We start from the raw sequence: 12,834 nt of genomic DNA on the forward strand, positions 1-12,834 counted from the left end.
GAATGCTTATTGGGACGGGACGTCGCGCCGCGCTCAGCCGATCTTGATCTTGGCGTCGGTGAGGAAGCTGTATTGCGGCACTTCGAGATTGGTGGGCGCCGGGCCGCTGCGGATGCGCCCCGAAGTGTCGTAGGTCGAGCCGTGGCAGGGGCAGAACCAACCGTCGAACTCGCCCTCATGGCCGGTCGGAATGCAGCCGAGATGCGTGCAGACGCCGACGACGACGAGCCATTCCGGCTTCTGCACCCGCGCCGAATCGGGCTGCGGGTCGGGCAGCGAGGCGAGGCTGACGTTCTGCGCCGCCTCGATTTCCTTCTTGGTGCGATGGCGCACGAAGACCGGCTTGCCGCGCCATTTCACCGTGACGATCTGCCCCTCGGGAATGGCGGAGATGTCGAGCTCCGTCGACGCCAGAGCCAGAGTGGAGGCGTCGGGATTCATCTGCGCGATCAGCGGCCAGACCGCCGCGCCCGCGGCGACCGCCGCGCCCGCGCCGGTGGCGATGAACAATATATCCCGGCGGTTCGGCTCCGCCTTTGTCGCATTGCTCACTTCTACAACCTCTCTCGCGAGTTCGATCCCGTTTTCGCACACCGAGGACGATGACGGCTCTGAATTGCGAATAGATGCGAATCCATTCGCTCCTGGCGCGCCCGTTCGTCGAGCAATCTGCCCCGAACCGTGGCCGCCCGCCGTTGGGAGGCTCCGACCGCCGCCGGATCACTGACGTGGATCACGACACTTGTCCACAAACGGCCCCCAGGAAAATTTGTCAACCGCTGGAGTGGCCAGCGTTCTTCGAGCCTCCTCTGCTCGTCGCCCACGCCCATCGACAGACGCTGGAAGCCGCGCCCGGCTGCGACGACACGCCGCGGATGCGGGCCGGCGTTTTCGACGCTTTTGCGACGTCCCATAGGCGCCGGCGAAGTCTTCGGTCGCGACGATCACGACATGCTGCGCAATTCCCACAATCGCGCGCGCCGAGCCTTCGGCGCTAGCGTCACAAGGGTCGGTCGGAGGGCCGGTCCCCGAGGCGACCCGAAGACGCGCGAATGCGGAGAACCTGCATGGGCACCTACATCGCTCATACCAGGCGTAAGATCAAACCCGCCAAGGCCGAGGGCGTCGCCGAGGCCGACCCTGCGGCGATCGCCGCCCGCGAGCGGGAACTCGCCGAGAGGCGCGAGCAGCAACGCGCCGCTGAGGAGCGCGCCCGGGCGGAAAAGGCGGCCCGGACCTTGATGCGAGCGGTCGAAAAGCGCATGTCGCCGGCCGAGCCCGACACGTCCGGGCGCCGGCGCACTGCGGTGCGCGCCGCCGGAATCGTGCTGATCTCGGCGACCGGCGGCCTGCGGACCGAGAGCGTCGCGATGCATCGCCTGCCCGGCAGCGTCGGCTCCGAGCTGTGGCGCGCCGACGTGCGCTTCGAGACCGAGAACCGCGTCACCCATTATATCAATGATCCCGGCTCCCCCGCCGATCTCGACGCTCTCCACGCGATGCGCGCGCTCGCCCCCCGAATCGCCGAGCATCTGTTCATGGGGCCGCCCTTCGACGATCACATCGACCGCAATAATCTCGTCACGGCGCAGCGCCTCGCCGAATCCTTCATGCACAAATCGCATTACACCGCTTCCCTCGCGGAGCCGGAAAAGCGGGCGCTCTGCCGCTCGATCTTCGACGAGCTGCAGCATGTCGCGGCGATGCGCCTTCGGCATTTGAGCGGCTCGGTGGAGCGCCTCGTCGACGGCTTGATGCACAAGACCAGACTCTCGCGCTCGGAGCTGAACGCGCTCCTCGCGTCGATCTACGACGGCTATGAGGAGTTCCGCCGCGCCGAGGCGCAGCGCGGCCCGTCGCCTCCGGGCCGCGCGGCGGAGCCGCCGGCCGAGCCGGAGCAGCTTCTCGAGGATCAGCGCCCCGCGGCCACCGGCACGCACGGCTTCTGATCCTCAGCCCATCGCGAGGAAGGCGCCGAATGCGGCGACGATCAGCAGCAGCGCGGCGAGCGCGACAAGCTCGCCGCGGTCGACGCGCGCCGAATGGATCGCTTCGTCGTCGAGCAGACGGCGGGTGCGGATGAAGCGCCAAGTCGCGATGGCGATGAGCGTCATGCCGCCGAGCGCCAGGAGACCGCCGCCGTCCCGCCCGAGCGGCCCGGAAAGGCGCTCGAGCCTGTTCTCGATCTGCGCGCCGGCGGCGCCTTGCAGCGCGATCGTGCCGCCGATCGTCAGCACGAACAAATTGAACTTCTCGATGACGAAGCCGAGCGCCATCACCGCGATGCCGGTGCGCACCCAGGCGAGAAAGGTCCGCTCATTGGCGGCGTGATTGGTGTAGTCGCGAATCATTCGGGCCTCTCTCCGGGCGCAGGCGGAGCGCCGCATCGTCACCGACGATGTCGAGCGCCGCAGGCTCGAAAGCAAGGGCGTCGCGCGACTGGAGCGAGCGAAATCATCGAGTGCGTCCAAAGACCATCGAGGCGCGGATCGGCGATCAGCCGTCGGCTCCGTCCGCGGCGCGACGCGAAATGCGAGACGCCAGCCGTTCGAGCCCCATGCCGACGCCCATGGCGACGACGAAAACCAGAGCGCCCGTGTCGAGAAAGCCGAGATCGACGATGGCGGGCCCCGGACATATGCCCGCCATCCCCCATCCCACGCCGAAGATCGCGCCGCCGATCAGCAGCGGCGCGTCGATCGCCGACGCCGTCGGCGCTTGCAAGGGGGCGCCGAGCAGCGCCCGCCCGCGCGCCTTCGCCAGCCGAAAGGCCACGACGCCGACCGCGACCGCGCCGCCCATGACGAGAGCGAGCGAGGGATCGAAGGCGCCGGCGATGTCCAGAAAGCCGAGCACCTTGCTCGGCGAGGTCATGCCCGAGACCTGAAGCCCGGCGCCGAACAGCAGACCGAGGGCGAAGGGGACGAGAAGCGTGTTTCGCATTCGGCTCAGCTCAGCGCGTGGCGAAGGACATAGACGGTCGCAAAGCCCGCCGCCATGAAGCTCGCCGTCGCGGCCAGCGAGCGCGGCGACAATCGCGACAGGCCGCAGACGCCATGCCCGCTGGTGCAGCCGGAGCCGAGACGCGAGCCGAAGCCGACCAGCAGCCCGGCGGCGGCGAGGCGCGTCCAGGAGCCCTCGATCTCCGGCGGCGCGGCCGTCACGAACAGAGCGAGCAGGCTCGGCGCGAGGAACAGCCCGGTGAGAAAGGCCACCCGCCACGCTCTCTCGCCTAGCGGACCGGCGAGCGCTCCGGCGACGACGCCGCTCACCCCCGCGATGCGGCCCAGCAGCAGAAACGAGAGGCCCGCGGCGAGACCGATCATCGCGCCGCCCGCCAGTGAGGCCGACGGCGTGAAGCGAACCCAATCGACCTGCATCGCGCTGCATCCCCCTGCCCGCGCCGACCGCTGCGAGACTGCGCCTTGACCGTCGACATACTTGACCTTATCGATAAATTAATGCGGAAGACTCGTCCAGACGGATATCTTCGTTCCCAGGGGGAATTAATGCCGACGTCCCATTCGCGCCTCGCCATGCGCATCGCTTTCCTTCTGGCGGGCTCGCTCGCGGCGTCCTGCGCCCAAGCGACGGAAGGCTATTTCCTCGAAGGCTACGGCAATCGCGAGAAGGCGCTGGCCGGCGCCGGCGTCGCCGATTCACGCGACCCTCTCGCGCTCTCGATCAATCCGGCCGGACTTGTCGACGTCGGCCATCAATTCACGGCGGGCCTGACCGGCTTTTTTCCCGACCGCGGCTATACGACGGAGGGCCCCGGCTTCGTCGCGTCCGGCGATGTGCGCAGCGGCCGCGGCCTGTTTCCCATTCCGAACGCCGGCTACAGCCGGCCGATCGACGAGACCTCCGCCTGGGGCGTCGCCGCCTATGGCAATGGCGGCATGAACACCACTTATTCCAAGAGCCACGCCAGCCAGTTCTATCCCAATCCCTTCGCCTGCCCTCGCACCGGCGTGTTCTGCGGCGAGAACGCCGGCGTCGACCTCAACCAGGCCTTCCTTTCCGCCGGCTATGCGCAGCGCTTCGGCGCCGTGGCGGTCGGCGTCGCGCCGATCCTCGCCGTGCAGCTGTTCAAGGCGCGCGGCCTCTCTGGATTCTCGTCCTTCTCGGCGGACGCCTCCAATCTCTCCGACCACAGCTACGACTGGTCGGTCGGCGGCGGCGTGCGCGCCGGCGCGCAATGGAATGCAACGAGCCGGCTGCGCTTCGGCGTCGCCGCGGCGACGCCGATCTGGTCCACCAAATTCGCGAAATATTCAGGACTGTTCGCGGAGGGCGGCGGCTTCGACATTCCCGCGAGCGTCACGGCGGGCGTGGCCTTCGACCTCACGCCCGATGTCACGCTCCTGGCCGATTGGCGACGCATCTTCTATTCGCAGGTCGAGTCGGTCGGCCGGCCGTCGCAGGCGCCCTATTCCTTCGGCCTCGCCAACGGACCGGGCTTCGGCTGGACCGATGTGGACGCGTTCAAATTCGGCGCCGAATGGCGCGCGACTCGAGACTGGACCTTCCGCGTCGGCTATTCCCACAATAATAATCCGATCCGCGCGCAGGATGTGACGCTCAATATTCTCGCGCCCGGGGTCGTCACCGACCATGTGAGCGGCGGCCTCGCCTATCGCATCGGCGAGAATTCGACCATCGATCTCGCCGCGATCGTCTCCCCGCGCCATTCGGTTTCGGGAATCGAGGTCACGCCGCTCGGACCCAATCCGTTCCGCAAGATCACGATCTATCTCAGCGAGTTCGAGGTGACGGCCGGCTGGACCTACAAATTCGCCGCGGCCCCCGCCCCCGTCGTGGTCGCCAAATATTGAGGACGCGCGGGGCGTTGCCCGCGCCTCGAGCCAACGGAGGCCGGGTCCCTCTAGTGAAACTGCGTCACCGAAAGCGAATGTGCTCGCGCCCCCTCCCCAGCCCTTCCCCGCTTCGCGGGAGAGGGAGCAGATTCCGCGCTTCATCAAAGGTTCGCGACGCAGGCCGCTCGGCCCCTCATGCGAGGATAGACCCGCGCGCGCGGCACGCTATCTGATGCGCGGGGGTCACTACGCGCGGAGCGCGTGGGGGATCGAGCGATGAAGAGTTTGCTTTGCGCCGTCATGATCGCCGCCCTTCCGGGAGCGAGCCTCGCCGGCGAGCCGAGCTGCCGCCAAGACGGCGACGTCGGCAAATCCTTGTGCGTGGCCGGCGTGCTCTACCGCTGCGCCTGCCGTCCGATCGCGGGCGGCGCCGTGTGCAGCTGGGACAACGCCGCCTCGGCCTGCTCCGCGATCACCTCGAAAGAAGGCGACGCGCCGGCGCACGTCATCAGCCGAGCCGGACCAGCAGAGCCATAGAGCCGAGCGCCTCATTTCTTCTCCCGTCTTCTCCCGCTCGAGCAGCATGCGCTTGCGCCGTCGCTGCGCAGGACGAGGCGGCAGGGGACAGCCGGCCGCCTCGGGGGCGTCCGAGGCGAAAAAACGCACATTGGCGCGCTTGGGCCGACGCGCCATCAATCTGCGTCGCGGCCCACGAAAGGCATCCTCTCGCTGGCGTCGTCCGAAGGCCGGTTCATCGGCGCCGGCGCCGCAACAGCGCGAGCAGGCGCCCGTCGAGCGAAGCGAGCCCGGCGGCGATCGCCGCCATGCCCAGAAAATGCTTCGCCTCCAGCCTCTCGCCGAGAATCGTCGCGCCGAGCAGGACTGCGCTCACCGGAATGAGGAATGTCACCAGCATGAGATTCGTGGCTCCCGCCGTCGAGAGGATTCTGAAGAACAGCACATAAGCGCACGCCGTGGAGAGGAGCGCGAGGCTCGCCAGCGCCGCCCAGACCATCGGCGCCGGAGCCGGCAGGGTCCAAGGGCGGTCGACGAAGAGTGCGACCGGGATCAGCATTATCGCAGAGGCGCAGACCTGACCCGTCGCGGTCAGCAGCGGCTTCACGCCCATGGCCTTGAAGCGCCGGCCGAAGACGCCCGCGAAAGAATAGGAGAGCGCGGCCCCGAGCACGGCGAGCTGCGCGATCGCATTCGCGCCGACGCCGGCGAGGGCCGACGGCCCGATCATCATCGCCACCCCGCAAAACCCGATGAGAACGCCGGCCAGCCTGGCGCCGGTGAGCTTCTCGTCGACGGTGAGGACATGGGCGACGATCACGGCGAACAGCGGCGTCGTCGCGTTCAGGATGGACGCGAGACCGCTGGCGATCTGGGTCTGTCCCCACACGATCAGAGAGAAGGGAACGACATTGTTGAGCAGGCCCATGCCGAAAAACGCGGCCCAGACGCGCCGCTCGCTCGGCAAAAGCAGCCCCATTATCCGGGTCGCCGCCAGCAGAGCCAGAGCCGCCAGCCCGACCCTCAGCGCCACGATCGTGAACGGCGGCAGCGCCGTCACGGCGACGCCATTGAACAGGAAGGATCCGCCCCACAGCATGGACAGCGCCACGAGCATGCTCCATTCCGTCGGACCCATGGCCTTTCCCGCCGACATCGCGCCCTCTCCCCTTACGTGCGTGGAAACGACCGGCGTGAAGCTCACGGTCGAGGAGCCGACCTCAGAAAATCCCGACGGAAGACGACGCCTCCGCCTGCTCGCCGACGAGGCTTCGATAGAGTTCTTCGGGAATTTCGCCGAGGCGCGAGGCGTGGACCTCGCCGGCGGCGAGGCCGTAAAATCTCTGAAAGCTCATGATCAGCGGACGCCATCTGTCGGGATCGATCCGGTTCGCGTGGCCGTCCATGAGAATATCCGGCCGGACATGCACGCGCAGAATGCGCAGCTCGAACGCGCGGAACGGGCCTTTGCGCGGGCCATCGCCGCCGAGGCCGTGGCTGGCCGCGACGGCCGCCTCCATCTGCACCGGACACTCCCGAATGCGCGGCGCCGAGACGATTTCGGACGGCGTCCGGGTGAGCCCGGCGATCTCGAATTTTCTCGGCTCATGGCGATACCCCCGCGCCAGCTTGGCGTCCGGAACCGGCGAAGAGCCGGTGGTGCGCGCCAGCCGGTCGACCGCCGCCACCTCGTCGACGGAGGGCAAATTCAACACGCATTCCCCGGCGCGGAGGAGATTCTCCGTCGTCTTCGAGGAAGCGTCGAGGCCGATCACGCATCGCCAGCCGAGCCAGAACGCGGAGGACATCGGCGCGATATTGTCCCCGCCCTCCGCATTCATCGTGCTGATCAGGACAACCGGAGTCCCGAAATAGAGAATCGACGGTTCCGTTCTGATATGTTCCACGCTCATGACGCTCGTCCTCGGCGTTAGCGGATCGACCGCAGCTTCGCCTCTCGCGGACGCCGGCGCACTCCGGTTCTTGCTTTCAAATCGGAAACGGCTTCGCTGGCGCATCGCTCGCTTCCCCGATATGTTGCGCCGCAACCATCGAGGACGCCATATGACCACCGCCAACCCGCTGCTCGACGCCCGTTTCGCGCCTTTCGGCCTGCCTGCGTTCGCCGCGATCGACAGCGCGCATTTCCGCCCCGCCTTCGAGGCGGCGATGGCGGAGAACCGCGCCGAGATCGAGCGCATCGCCGGCGACCCCCGCGAACCCGATTTCGACAACACGATCGCCGCGCTGGAGCGTTCCGGGCACGCGCTGCGCGACGTCGGCGCCGTCTTCTGGAATCTCGCGGCGACCGATTCGACGCCGCAGCTGCAGGCGGTCGAGCGGGAGATGTCCGGCGCGCTCGCCCGCCACGAGACCGAGATCCTGCTGAACGCGGCGCTGTTCGCGCGCGTCGACGCGCTCCATGCGAAGCGCGCCGCGCTCGGCCTCGACGCCGAGCAGGCGCGCGTGCTGGAGCTGACCCATACGCGCTTTGCCCGCGCCGGAGCGCGGCTCGATGACTCGGCGCGCGCGCGAATGACGCAGATTTCCGAGCGCCTCGCCAATCTCACCACCCGTTTCGCGCAGAACGTCCTCGCCGACGAGGCGGCCTATGTCCTGCTGCTCGAGGACGCCGATCTCGACGGCCTCTCCGAGGATTTCCGCGCCGCCGCCGCGGAGGCGGCGCGCGAGCGCGGGGCCTCCGGCAAATATGCCGTGACGCTCGCGCGCTCCTCGGTCGAGATCTTCCTGCAGAGCTCGACGCGCCGCGATCTGCGCGAGGCCGCGTTTGCGGCCTGGGCGGGCCGCGGCGAATCGGGCGGCGAGACCGACAATCGCGCCGTCATCGCCGAAATTCTGCGCCTGCGCGAGGAGCGCGCCAAGCTGCTCGGCTTCGCCAATTTCGCCGCCTATAAGCTCGACGACACGATGGCCAAGACGCCCGAAGCCGTGCGCGAGCTCCTGGACCGCGTCTGGGAGCCGGCCCTCGCCGCCGCGAACGCCGAGCGCGAGGAGCTGCAGGCGCTCGCCCGGCGCGCCGGCCATGCGATCGACATCGCCGCCTGGGACTGGCGTTTCTACGCCGAGCGGCTGCGCGAGGAGCGCTACGCCCTCGATCAGGCGGCGCTGCGCCCCTATTTCTCGCTCGATGCGATGATCGCCGCCGCCTTCCATGTGGCGGAGCGCCTGTTCGGCCTGCGCTTCGTCGAGGCCCATGGGCTCGAGCTCTATCATCAGAGCGTGCGCGCCTTCGACGTCCGCGACGCGAATGGCGGGCATGTGGCTCTGTTCCTCGGCGATTACTTCGCGCGGCCCTCCAAGCGCGGCGGCGCCTGGATGTCCGAGTTCCGCGGCCAGGAGAAGCTCGACGACGACATCCGGCCGATCGTCGTCAATGTGATGAATTTCGCCAAGGCGCCGGAGGGCGAGCCGACCTTGCTCAGCCTCGACGACGCCCGCACTCTGTTCCACGAGTTCGGCCATGCGCTGCACGGGATGTTGTCGAATGTGACCTATCCGACGATCGCCGGGACCAGCGTCGCGCGCGATTTCGTCGAGCTTCCCTCGCAGCTCTATGAGCATTGGCTGCTCGAGCCCGAGATCCTGCGCAATTTCGCCCGCCACGCCGTGAGCGGCGAGCCCATGCCGGAAGAGATGCTGGAGCGCATCGCCCGCGCGCGCCATTTCAACCAGGGCTTCGCCAGCGTCGAGTTCTGCGCCTCGGCCTATGTCGATCTCGACCTGCACGAGCGCGGCGCTGGCGAGGATTTCGACGCCGGCGCCTTCGAGCGCGAGAGCCTCGCCCGCATCTCCATGCCGGAGGAGATCGTGATGCGGCACCGCACGCCGCATTTCACCCATGTGTTCGCCGGGGACGGCTATTCGGCCGGCTATTACTCATATCTGTGGGCCGAGACGCTCGACGCCGACGCTTTCGAGGCTTTCGTCGAGGCGGGCGATCCTTTCGCGCCGGAGATCGCCGGCCGGCTGCGCGAGCATGTCTACGCCGCGGGCGGACGCCAGGATCCGGCGAGCGCCTATCTCGCCTTCCGCGGACGCATGCCCAGCGTCGAGCCGCTGCTGCGCCAGCGCGGCTTCGGCCCGGCGCGCGGCGCCTGAGCGGCGCTCTTTCACGACGCGCCGCGCCGGTCCGCATTTTTTATTTGGAGCGAATTCTGATCGTTCGAACGATCCGTCCGAGCGGAAAGCGGTCTCGCCGACGAATGTTTCGCATAGGTTAGGCGTTCGTTAAGAGGTTCATGCGAATTGTAGAGATGCGAAGCCCGCAAAACGGCGGCCTCGCATTCGCGCCAAGGGACAGATGATCTGTCCGCAGCCGGCCCTCCGCGGGACCGTCGAGGCTTCGAGCCCACGGGTCTCCCGCGTCGGATGGCCGGTCTGACGCGACGGTGTTTTTCCTGACAATCGAACGAACGAAGCATCCGCAGCGACGCGCCCGCGCGCGACCGCTCGGCGGCGCGACTTCGCCCGATCGAGACCCACCGAATGGCGAGGCGCCGTCCGGTTCGGGAAATCCGAACGCCTCGCGACATTGCTTCCTCTCTCGTACACGCTTTTCGCTAGCGGAGCGCCCGATGACCTCGATTATCTCGTCCCTCACCGCCACTCAGGTTGCCGGGCTCACCACGACCATCATCGCAAATCTGACCACGACAGATATTGCGGCTCTGACGACGAGCCAGGCCGCAGCGCTCACCTCGACGCAGCTCAATGCGCTGAACGCCACCGATCTCCAATATTTCGCCACGACGCAGATCGCCGCCCTCTCGGCCAATGCGATCGCCGGACTCTCGCTCGCTCAGGTCGAAAATCTCACCGAAACGGAAACCGGCGGTCTGACGACGACGCAGGTCGCCGCGCTGTCGGCCTCGCAGATCGGCGCGCTGAGCTCGACCGAGCTGCAGGGCTGGTCGACCACCCAGCTCGCCGCCCTCACCTCCAAGCAGGTCGGCGGATTGACGACGACCGCGATCAGCCAGCTGTCGACGACGCAGATCAGCTCGCTGTCTCAGACCCAGCTCGCCGGCCTCACCAGCACGCAGCTCAATGCGCTCAGCACGGACGATCTCATCGCCGTCACCATATCGAGCCTGTCGACCGCGCAGATCGGGGGGTTGAACGCCACCGCGGTCGACAATCTGAGCTCCACCCAGGTTTCGGCGCTCACCTCCTCGCAGGTCGGCGCGCTGACCTCCTCCGGCTTCGACGCCCTCTCAACCACGGATGTGCAGGGCCTCACCACCACCCAGCTCGCCGGCCTCACCGCCACCCAGATCGGCAAGCTCTCCACCACCGCCCTCGCCGATCTCTCCACCACCCAGGTCGGTGAGCTGACCGCCACCCAGGTCAAGGGCCTCACCACCACACAGCTCGATGCGCTGTCCGCGACTTTCCTCGACGCCGTCGACGCCACGAGCCTCACCACAACCCAGGTCGCCGGACTCGACGCCACGGCGATTTCCAATCTGACCACCACTCAGGTCGCGGCGCTCTCCGCCGCTCAGCTCGGCAGCCTCTCCACCGCCGGCTTCGACGCGCTGACCACCACCGAGGTCCAGGACCTCACCACCACCCAGATCGCCGGCCTCACCGCCACCCAGATCGGCAAGCTCACCACCACCGCCCTGAATGATCTGTCGACGACCCAGGTCGGCCAGCTCACCGCCACCCAGGTCAAGGGACTCACCACCACACAGCTCAACTCGATCGGCGCAACCTTCCTCGACGCCATCGACGCCACGACCCTCACCACCACACAGGTCGCCGGACTCGACGCCACGGCGATTTCCAATCTCACCACCACCCAGGTCGCGGCGCTCTCCGCCACCCAGCTCGGCAGCCTCTCCACCGCCGGCTTCGACGCGCTGACCACCACCGAGGTTCAGGACCTCACCACAACGCAGATCGCCGGCCTCACCGCCACCCAGATCGGCAAGCTCTCCACCACCGCCCTGAATGACCTGTCGACGACCCAGGTCGGCGAGCTGACCGCCACCCAGGTCAAGGGACTCACCACCACACAGCTCAACACGATCGGCGCAACCTTCCTCGACGCCATCGACGCCACGACCCTCACCACCACACAGGTCGCCGGCCTCAATGCGACCGCCGTCTCCGATCTCACCACCACCCAGGTCGCGGCGCTCTCTTCCGCACAGATCGGCGCGCTCTCCACCGCCGGCTTCGATGCGCTGACCACGACAGAGGTTCAGGACCTCACCACAACACAGATCGCCGGCCTCACCGCCACCCAGATCGGCAAGCTCTCCACCACCGCCCTGAATGACCTGTCGACGACCCAGGTCGGCGAGCTGACCGCCACCCAGGTCAAGGGACTCACCACCACACAGCTCAACACGATCGGCGCGACCTTCCTCGACGCCATCGACGCCACGACCCTCACCACAACACAGGTCGCCGGCCTCAATGCGACGGCCGTCTCCGACCTCACCACCACCCAGGTCGCGGCGCTCTCTTCCGCACAGCTCGGCAGCCTCTCCACCGCCGGCTTCGACGCGCTGACCACCACTGAGGTTCAGGACCTCACCACAACGCAACTCGCCGGCCTCACCGCCACCCAGATCGGCAAGCTCTCCACCACCGCCCTCGCCGATCTCTCCACCACCCAGGTCGGCGAGCTGACCGCCACCCAGGTCAAGGGCCTCACCACCACACAGCTCAACACGATCGGCGCGACCTTCCTCGACGCCATCGACGCGACGACCCTCACCACCACACAGGTCGCCGGACTCGACGCCACGGCGATTTCCAATCTGACCACCACCCAGGTCGCGGCGCTCTCCGCCGCCCAGCTCGGCGCGCTCTCGACCGCCGGCTTCGACGCGCTGACCACCACTGAGGTTCAGGACCTCACCACAACGCAGATCGCCGGCCTCACCGCCACCCAGATCGGCAAGCTCTCCACCACCGCCCTCGCCGATCTCTCCACCACCCAGGTCGGCGAGCTGACCGCCACCCAGGTCAAGGGCCTCACCACCACACAGCTCAACACGATCGGCGCGACCTTCCTCGACGCCATCGACGCCACGACCCTCACCACCACACAGGTCGCCGGACTCAATGCGACGGCCGTCTCCGACCTCACCACCACTCAGGTCGCGGCGCTCTCTTCCGCACAGATCGGCGCGCTCTCGACCGCCGGCTTCGACGCGCTGACCACCACCGAGGTTCAGGACCTCACCACCACCCAGATCGCCGGCCTCACCGCCACCCAGATCGGCAAGCTCACCACCACCGCCCTGAATGACCTGTCGACGACCCAGGTCGGCCAGCTGACCGCCACCCAGGTCAAGGGACTCACCACCACACAGCTCAACACGATCGGCGCGACCTTCCTCGACGCCATCGACGCCACGAGCCTCACCACAACACAGGTCGCCGGACTCAATGCGACGGCCGTCTCCGACCTCACCACCACCCAGGTCGCGGCGCTCTCCGCCGCCCAGCTCGGCAGCCTCTC

Annotated in this window: 11 protein-coding genes; 5 read left to right on the forward strand and 6 right to left on the reverse strand. The window is 67.8% G+C overall.

Features of this window, described 5'->3' with window-relative positions; translation table 11 throughout:
* Positions 1–33 precede the first annotated feature (33 nt).
* Positions 34–552, reverse strand: coding sequence for a ubiquinol-cytochrome c reductase iron-sulfur subunit (gene petA, locus K3F48_RS12630; protein WP_222575795.1), 519 nt, complete (start codon positions 550–552; stop codon positions 34–36).
* A gap of 515 nt (positions 553–1,067) precedes the next feature.
* Between petA and K3F48_RS12635 the strand changes: the two genes are divergently transcribed.
* Positions 1,068–1,949: a hypothetical protein gene (locus tag K3F48_RS12635; RefSeq protein ID WP_222575796.1), complete on the forward strand. Its 882-nt coding sequence runs from the start codon at positions 1,068–1,070 to the stop codon at positions 1,947–1,949.
* A 3-nt stretch (positions 1,950–1,952) separates the two neighbouring features.
* Here K3F48_RS12635 and K3F48_RS12640 read toward each other — a convergent pair whose 3' ends face one another.
* The 3 genes from K3F48_RS12640 to K3F48_RS12650 all read right to left on the reverse strand — a co-directional run bounded on the left by K3F48_RS12640 (position 1,953) and on the right by K3F48_RS12650 (position 3,380).
* Positions 1,953–2,351 (reverse strand): YidH family protein, encoded by a 399-nt coding sequence (locus tag K3F48_RS12640; RefSeq protein ID WP_222575797.1) that lies wholly within the window; start codon positions 2,349–2,351, stop codon positions 1,953–1,955.
* Between the two features lie 145 nt (positions 2,352–2,496).
* Positions 2,497–2,943, reverse strand: coding sequence for a DUF6691 family protein (locus tag K3F48_RS12645; RefSeq protein WP_222575798.1), 447 nt, complete (start codon positions 2,941–2,943; stop codon positions 2,497–2,499).
* Positions 2,944–2,948: 5 nt separating this feature from the next.
* A complete protein-coding gene (locus K3F48_RS12650) occupies positions 2,949–3,380 on the reverse strand; it encodes a YeeE/YedE family protein (RefSeq protein ID WP_222575799.1) in 432 nt (143 codons plus the stop codon).
* A 129-nt stretch (positions 3,381–3,509) separates the two neighbouring features.
* On the opposite strand from K3F48_RS12650, the gene K3F48_RS12655 reads away from it, so the two are divergent.
* Both K3F48_RS12655 and K3F48_RS12660 read left to right on the forward strand, forming a co-directional pair.
* On the forward strand, positions 3,510–4,835 hold the full coding sequence (locus K3F48_RS12655; RefSeq protein ID WP_255608928.1) for an OmpP1/FadL family transporter: 1,326 nt from the start codon (positions 3,510–3,512) through the stop codon (positions 4,833–4,835).
* A 258-nt stretch (positions 4,836–5,093) separates the two neighbouring features.
* Positions 5,094–5,354 carry a hypothetical protein gene (locus tag K3F48_RS12660; RefSeq protein ID WP_222575800.1) on the forward strand — a complete coding sequence of 87 codons (261 nt, stop codon included), beginning with the start codon at positions 5,094–5,096 and terminating at the stop codon, positions 5,352–5,354.
* Between the two features lie 214 nt (positions 5,355–5,568).
* Here the strand turns inward: K3F48_RS12660 and K3F48_RS12665 are convergent, their stop codons facing one another.
* Together K3F48_RS12665 and K3F48_RS12670 are read right to left on the reverse strand one after the other, a co-directional pair.
* The gene (locus K3F48_RS12665) at positions 5,569–6,489 is read right to left on the reverse strand and encodes a DMT family transporter (RefSeq protein WP_222575801.1); all 921 of its coding nucleotides are present in this window, start codon (positions 6,487–6,489) and stop codon (positions 5,569–5,571) included.
* Between the two features lie 64 nt (positions 6,490–6,553).
* Entirely contained in the window at positions 6,554–7,246 is a 693-nt protein-coding gene (locus K3F48_RS12670) for a flavin reductase family protein (protein ID WP_222575802.1), read from the reverse strand.
* A gap of 151 nt (positions 7,247–7,397) precedes the next feature.
* Between K3F48_RS12670 and K3F48_RS12675 the strand changes: the two genes are divergently transcribed.
* The gene (locus K3F48_RS12675; protein ID WP_222575803.1) at positions 7,398–9,452 is read left to right on the forward strand and encodes a M3 family metallopeptidase; all 2,055 of its coding nucleotides are present in this window, start codon (positions 7,398–7,400) and stop codon (positions 9,450–9,452) included.
* Between the two features lie 476 nt (positions 9,453–9,928).
* Positions 9,929–12,834, forward strand: a 2,906-nt coding sequence (locus K3F48_RS24735; protein ID WP_370631414.1) for a beta strand repeat-containing protein, incomplete at its 3' end; no start/stop codon positions are given.

This window comes from Methylosinus sp. Sm6 (genome assembly GCF_019802345.1).
In the GTDB taxonomy this organism is placed as follows: Bacteria; Pseudomonadota; Alphaproteobacteria; order Rhizobiales; family Beijerinckiaceae; genus Methylosinus.